The organism is Mesorhizobium sp. M7A.F.Ca.US.005.03.2.1 (assembly GCF_003997795.1).
In the GTDB taxonomy this organism is placed as follows: domain Bacteria; phylum Pseudomonadota; class Alphaproteobacteria; order Rhizobiales; family Rhizobiaceae; genus Mesorhizobium; species Mesorhizobium ciceri.
In genome coordinates, this window is the sequence record NZ_RZRP01000348.1 from 1 (window position 1) to 6,269 (window position 6,269).

Below are 6,269 nucleotides of genomic sequence, written 5' to 3' on the forward strand. Positions count from 1 at the left end.
CCTATACGCTGTCGCCGGCAACCATCGCGGTCAACCTCGACAAGGATTTCGAACCGCTGCACCCCAAGCAGCTGCGCCGCGTCGTGCTCGGCCCGTTCTATTCGGTGGGGATTACCGACAACAATTCGACGGTGACCGAGGTTCTGGCCAAGGTGCGCAAGCCGCAAAATGCCTGGCTTTTGACCTGGACGATCCAGGAGGTCTATTCCAAGAGCGAGAAGCCCGGCCGCAAGGGCCTGTTTTCGAGTGAGAAGACAACGCAGGAATTCTTCATCAACACTGATGATCTGGAAGCCGCGCGTCAGGGCGTGTCGAGCTATGAAAACCATGCGCTGATTCCGCACGAGGCCTATCAGGCACTCTACGCCGCCGGCGAAGCACAGAAGATTTTTGCCGGCTACAAGGTTCATATCCTGTCCAACGGACAGGTCATCTCAGACGTCTGACCGTCACACCACGGAGCACCCTTCATGGATACCGGCCTGACCACCATTCCGGAAGCCGCCATCGAGAAGCACCGCGCCACCGCGCAGAGCTTCATCACCCGCATCGTCGTGCTGGAGGACCCGTCACGGGAGTCCGGCACCGCGCTTGCCGGCACCAACCGCCGCTTCGTCTCGACCGTCTCGGTCGGCTCGGTGCGTCGCACGCGCGAGGTCGAGCTGGCCAAGACCGTCGGCGCCGTTCATCCCGACGACCAGCTGCTGACCATCCCGCAGCACACGCTCCTGTTTCGCGCCCGGCGCGGCACGGCGATCGCGCTGGCCATATCGGACGTCTTTGCCGAAGGCTCCGACCTCGAAAGCCTGCAGGCCAGGAATACCCGCGCGCCGCTCGAAGGCGACGAAGCGGCCACCTTCAAGAAGCTTCTGTCGGCCTCGGCTTACCTCTCCGCCTTCAGCCTCGCCTCCTACCTGTTCCAGCTGATCGACAGCGACGGCGAGGCACCCAACGACATCCCCGAGCCGGACTTCCTGTTCGACACGCCGCAGGATGCGGTGAAGTCGATCCTCGCTGGCCTCGACAAGGCGATCTCGGGATCGTCCGATGATGCCGATTTGATGACAAGGGCACGCGCCTTCGCCCGCGTCGCCATCGACGGGCTTCTGGCCCGCAAGGGCCGCTTCGACGGCATCGGCCCGTTCGAGAACGCCCATATCCGCATCGATGCCGACGATTTCACTCTCGATGGTTTCGACGTCGCGCCGGGCAAGCGCTCAAAACCGCTGGTGATGACCTTCAAGAAGCCGGAAGAGGTCGTCGGCAACCACATCGCCAAATACCAGTCGGTCAAGCTCGCCAAGATGCTGATGGCCTATGATTTCGAGCGCGAACTCAATCCGTTCGTCGAGCTCGGCGGCTTCCTGTTCACCTTCATCGGCGACGGCGCCCCCGGCACTGGCAAGACGACGCTGATCCAGATGATCGCCGGCCTCGTCAACGGCTATTGCCAGGTCGCCGGCTATCCCTTCGCCTACGAGAATTTCGGCGTCGACCAGATCTCGTCCTACCAGGGCAAGTCGGGCCAGAACTGCCGCCAGTTCATCAACAATGTCTTGAACCCGCGCGTCATCGGCTTCGGCACCATCGACGACATCGACCAGGTGGCGGCGCGCCGCTCCGACGACCGCGCCTCGGCCGGCCAGCAGGAAATAACAGGCGTCTTGATGGACGCCTTCGCCGGCGCCGCCACCGTGGTGCGCGGCAACTGCTCATTCGGCATGTTCTCCAACTACCCCGAAAATGTCGACGACGCGCTGCGCCAGCGCGCCGGCGCCCGCTGGCTGGTCGACGGGCCGCAGAGCCGCGACGACTACATCGATATTTTTGTCCTGCTGGCGGGGAAAAACCACAAGATCCCGCTCGGCGACCACGACCTCTACGCCGCGCAGGAAATCCAGCGCGCCGTGACCGAAGCCTATGAGGAGCACGAGAAGCCGCAGGAAGATGGGCTGATGAAGGTCTACGAGCGCTACATGAAGGAGAACGGCGCGCCGAAATCGATGGCCGATATCGGCACCTATCTGCACCTGATCAAGGATGCCGAGCCCCGCTTCACCGGTCGCGCCATCAAGAATGTCACCGACGCCATCAAGATGCGCGCCATGGACATCGAGCTTCCCGACGATTGGTTCGAGAAGCCGGAAGTCTTCATGCACAAGGGCTACGACGAGAAGAAAGCGATGATCGAGGAACTGCGCGGGCCGTTCTCGATGGACATGGTCATGCAGGAGATCAACCGCTACGCCGACTCGGAGTTCCGTTATTCCGACAAGTCCGACGACTCCGCCGTGGAAAAACTGCTGCGCGACGCCCGCCTGCGCGAACGGGCTGCGCGCGAGATGGAGGAGATGAAGAAGAAGGGGCTATGGAATGCGTGAGCTGCGCCGGCCTTCCCTTCACCCCTTGTGGGAGAAGGCAAGATGAGCCCCGCCAAAAAACCCGATCTCCTGCGCGACAATGAGCTGATCTATGGCCGGCTGCTGACGGTCGACGAGCCGCATCTGATCCAGCGCTACAACAAGGCGCTCGCCGCATTCGGCTTGAAGCCGACCAAGCTGAAGACCTTCCAGATCGATCGCACCGGCTTTTCGCCCGAAGTGGCCGAGGAATGCGACGACTACGACTATCTCGATCCCAACGAGGTCAACCGCCGTTTCATCATCCTGACGCCGTCGCAGATCGACCTGCCGGTGGTGCACACCGCCTTCTCCAACACCTCGCAGCTGATGTTCGAGTTCATGTCCAAGAACCAGCGCGCCATCGATGCGCTGACGATCAAGGATGTCATCTACGGCGAGATCGAGGATTCCGTTCCCAAGGTCAACGATATCGAGGACCTGCTGTCGATCAGCCAGGTCGAGTTCAAGGTGCTGTCGGCTGAGGATGTGCTGGGCAAGGCCGCCGAGCTCGGCAAGCTCGTCGACCGGTTGAAGCAGGAGCCCGACGCCTGGCGCGACAGCGCCATGCTGAACCGCATGGTCGAGCTCGCCAAGATCTGCGGCGACATCCGCGAGAACGCGCTGGTGCCCGACCAGGTGATCTTCCGCCACAACGCCTACTGGACCAGCCATTTCGGTGGCCTTTACGTCTTCGTCGACCCGGATGTGACGACGGTGATCAGCGATCCTGCGGCGCCAGGCTTCCGCCGTTCGCGGCCGTGGCAGGTCAGCTATCTCTCCATTAACGACGCCGACAAGGTATTCAAGTTCCTCGCCACCACCGGCCGCATCGAGTTGCCGCGCGCCTCCTGGGTCGAGGCCTCGGGCTATCTCGAGCACCGCGCCGAGATGGTGGTGCGCGCGCTGATCCGCGATGCCGAGCCGAACCGCAACTTGACCAATGTCGACAAGGTCTGGCTGCAGACCTGGATCCAGAGCCATGCCGACCTGATCACCAGCGACGGCAATTTCCCTTTCCTCAACGCCGCCAAGCGCGAGATCGCCCAGCTCGGCCACCTGAAGATCGAGGATGTCTTCCCGCAGCAGCGCTTCCTGGTGATCCGCGCCAAGCCTGACCATCCTGACGCCTGGCTGACCAACCGGCTGATCTCGGATTTCGTGCCGTCGGACTTCGTCTCGCGCTACATCTTCAACAAGGACGGCTTCTACAAGGACTATGGCGGCTTCAGCGACGCCTGGCGATCGCATGTTGTGGACGTTCTCAAAACCACATATTTGAAGGACAAGGTGGCGTTTCGCACGCGCCTCTACGGCCTGACTGACTAGAACGAAATGAACCGTTATTTCGTTCTAACTTCTTGTTTTGGCGCATAATGTTATCCAAAAAGTCTGCAACTTTTTGGCATCATGCTTGAGGGGGTGACACAGCCATGCTCGATCCGATCGTGAACTTCTTCACCCGCATTTTCCAGTGGATCGGCCGCGGTATCGGGCTTTTGATCGGCGTCATCCTGTGGCCGTTCCTGTGGGCCGGACGCTGGTACACGCAACGCGGCTGGATCCTCAAGGCGGCGGTCGGCCTTGCTCTGCTGGTGCTGATCGGCCTCTATGCCAATTTCTTCTACGCCACCCAGTGGTGGAACAATTTCAACCCGAACTATCCAGACACCTACACGTTCGAGAAGCGCAATGTCTCCGCTGGCGAACAGGTCTCCGCCGGCGCCGGCACCGACACGGCCAAGACCTGCGGCAACTCCGGCATTGCCCAGATCGCCGCCGACCTGACCGACTTCAACGTCAACCAGAATGCCTGGATCTCGTCGATGATCCTCTACAAGCTCGGCCTGTTCGGCATCGACTGGGACAACACGCCGTGGATGGACAACAAGGCCTCCTTCCAGCGCGGCATCAACCAGGCGGTGCGGCGCACGGCGACTGAACTCGCCGACAATCTCGGCCGCGTCCGCACCACCTCGCAGATCGACAGCGATCTGCAGAATGCCCGCGGCAACCTGCAGTTCGACGAGGAGACCTGGTATTTCGGCCTGAACCCGTTCGGCCCCAAGACACCGACGCCGAGCTACTATCGCGACGCCGTGCGCATGCTGCGTTCCTTCAACGCTCGCCTTGCCACCTGCCAGGCGACATTCGACGCCCGCGCCGACAATCTGAAACAGTATATCGACCGCATCTCGTCCGACATCGGCTCGACCTCGGCGATCCTCAAGGAACGCGCCGAGAACCACAACAATGGCTGGTTCGACTTCCGCGCCGACGACCGCTACTGGTTCGCCTATGGCCAGCTCTATGGCTATTACGGCCTGATGAAGGGCGCCCAGGCCGACTTCGAGGACGTCATCAAGGAAAAGCATCTGCAGAACCTCTGGGACACGATGGACTCGCAGTTCGTTTCGGCGCTGAAGATCCAGCCTTTCATCATCGCCAATGGCCGCGAGGATGGCTGGCTGTTGCCGACGCATCTGACGACGATGGGCTTCTATGTGCTCAGGGTGCGCTCCAACATGGTCGAAATCAGCAACGTTCTGACGCAGTAGCGCTGTTCCATTAGGGACCAGGCGATGGCGAATTTGCGCCGTCGCCTCTGTCGCATTCCGTGCATTGTGCGGCTGTTTTGAGACGGCGGAACGACGCGTCCTCTGGCTTCTATACGGCGCGGCAACGGAGCCAGGAAGAACCGACGACAGGTCGGCCGGTCCGCAGAAGAATTTTCTCAAGAGGAAACATAGTTGCATACAAGTTGACGCCGCGGCAGCGACAGGGTTAGAACATGCCCGCGCCCGGTTCCAACCTGCTTGCCAGTAAGACCAAACCCGTCCCCTCCACCGTCCAATCCAGAGGAAAGCCGTCATGGCCGAAGTGAAGTCCGACATCGAGATCGCGCGCGGCGCCAGGAAAAAGCAGATCCAGGAGATCGGCCAGAAGATCGGCATCCCGACCGAACACCTGCTGCCCTACGGCCACGACAAGGCCAAGATATCAGCCGAATTCATCAAATCGGTGAAGGGCAACAAGGACGGCAAGCTGATCCTCGTAACCGCCATCAACCCGACGCCGGCCGGCGAAGGCAAGACCACGACCACGGTTGGTCTCGGCGACGGCCTGAACCGCATCGGCAAGAAGGCGATCGTCTGCATCCGCGAGGCTTCGCTCGGCCCGAACTTCGGCGTCAAGGGCGGTGCCGCCGGCGGCGGCTATGCGCAGGTCGTGCCGATGGAGGACATGAACCTCCACTTCACCGGCGACTTCCACGCCATCACCACCGCGCACAACCTGCTTTCGGCGCTGATCGACAACCACATCTACTGGGGCAATGAGCTCGGCATCGACACCCGCCGGGTCGTCTGGCGCCGCGTCATGGACATGAACGACCGCGCGCTGCGCGAGATCATCTGCTCGCTCGGCGGCGTCGCCAACGGCTTCCCGCGCGAGGGCGGTTTCGACATCACCGTCGCCTCGGAAGTCATGGCGATCCTCTGCCTGTCGACCGACCTGAAGGACCTGGAAAAGCGCCTCGGCGACATCATCGTCGCCTATCGCCGCGACAAGTCAGCCGTCTATGCCCGCGACCTCAAGGCCGACGGCGCCATGGCTGTGCTGCTGAAGGACGCCATGCAGCCGAACCTGGTGCAGACGCTGGAGAACAACCCGGCCTTCGTGCATGGCGGGCCGTTCGCCAACATCGCGCATGGCTGCAACTCGGTCGTCGCCACCACGACGGCGCTCAAGCTCGCCGACTACGTCGTCACCGAAGCCGGCTTCGGCGCCGATTTGGGTGCTGAAAAGTTCTTCGACATCAAGTGCCGCCAGGCGGGCTTGAAGCCGGCAGCGGCGGTCATCGTCTCCACC

The 6,269-nt window shown here is 61.8% G+C and carries 4 protein-coding genes and 1 pseudogene; all 5 read left to right on the forward strand.

The window, feature by feature from the left end; translation table 11 throughout:
- Window positions 1–446 (forward strand): annotated as a pseudogene (locus EN991_RS19515) (hypothetical protein); the annotation flags it as partial.
- 24 nt (window positions 447–470) lie between these two features.
- Window positions 471–2,381 (forward strand): ATP-binding protein, encoded by a 1,911-nt coding sequence (locus EN991_RS19520; RefSeq protein ID WP_127369342.1) that lies wholly within the window; start codon window positions 471–473, stop codon window positions 2,379–2,381.
- Window positions 2,382–2,423: 42 nt separating this feature from the next.
- The gene (locus tag EN991_RS19525) at window positions 2,424–3,728 is read left to right on the forward strand and encodes a DUF6638 family protein (RefSeq protein WP_127369343.1); all 1,305 of its coding nucleotides are present in this window, start codon (window positions 2,424–2,426) and stop codon (window positions 3,726–3,728) included.
- 104 nt (window positions 3,729–3,832) lie between these two features.
- Window positions 3,833–4,957 (forward strand): DUF2333 family protein, encoded by a 1,125-nt coding sequence (locus EN991_RS19530; RefSeq protein ID WP_013529949.1) that lies wholly within the window; start codon window positions 3,833–3,835, stop codon window positions 4,955–4,957.
- A 313-nt stretch (window positions 4,958–5,270) separates the two neighbouring features.
- Window positions 5,271–6,269, forward strand: a 999-nt coding sequence (locus EN991_RS19535) for a formate--tetrahydrofolate ligase (protein WP_127369344.1), incomplete at its 3' end; no start/stop codon positions are given.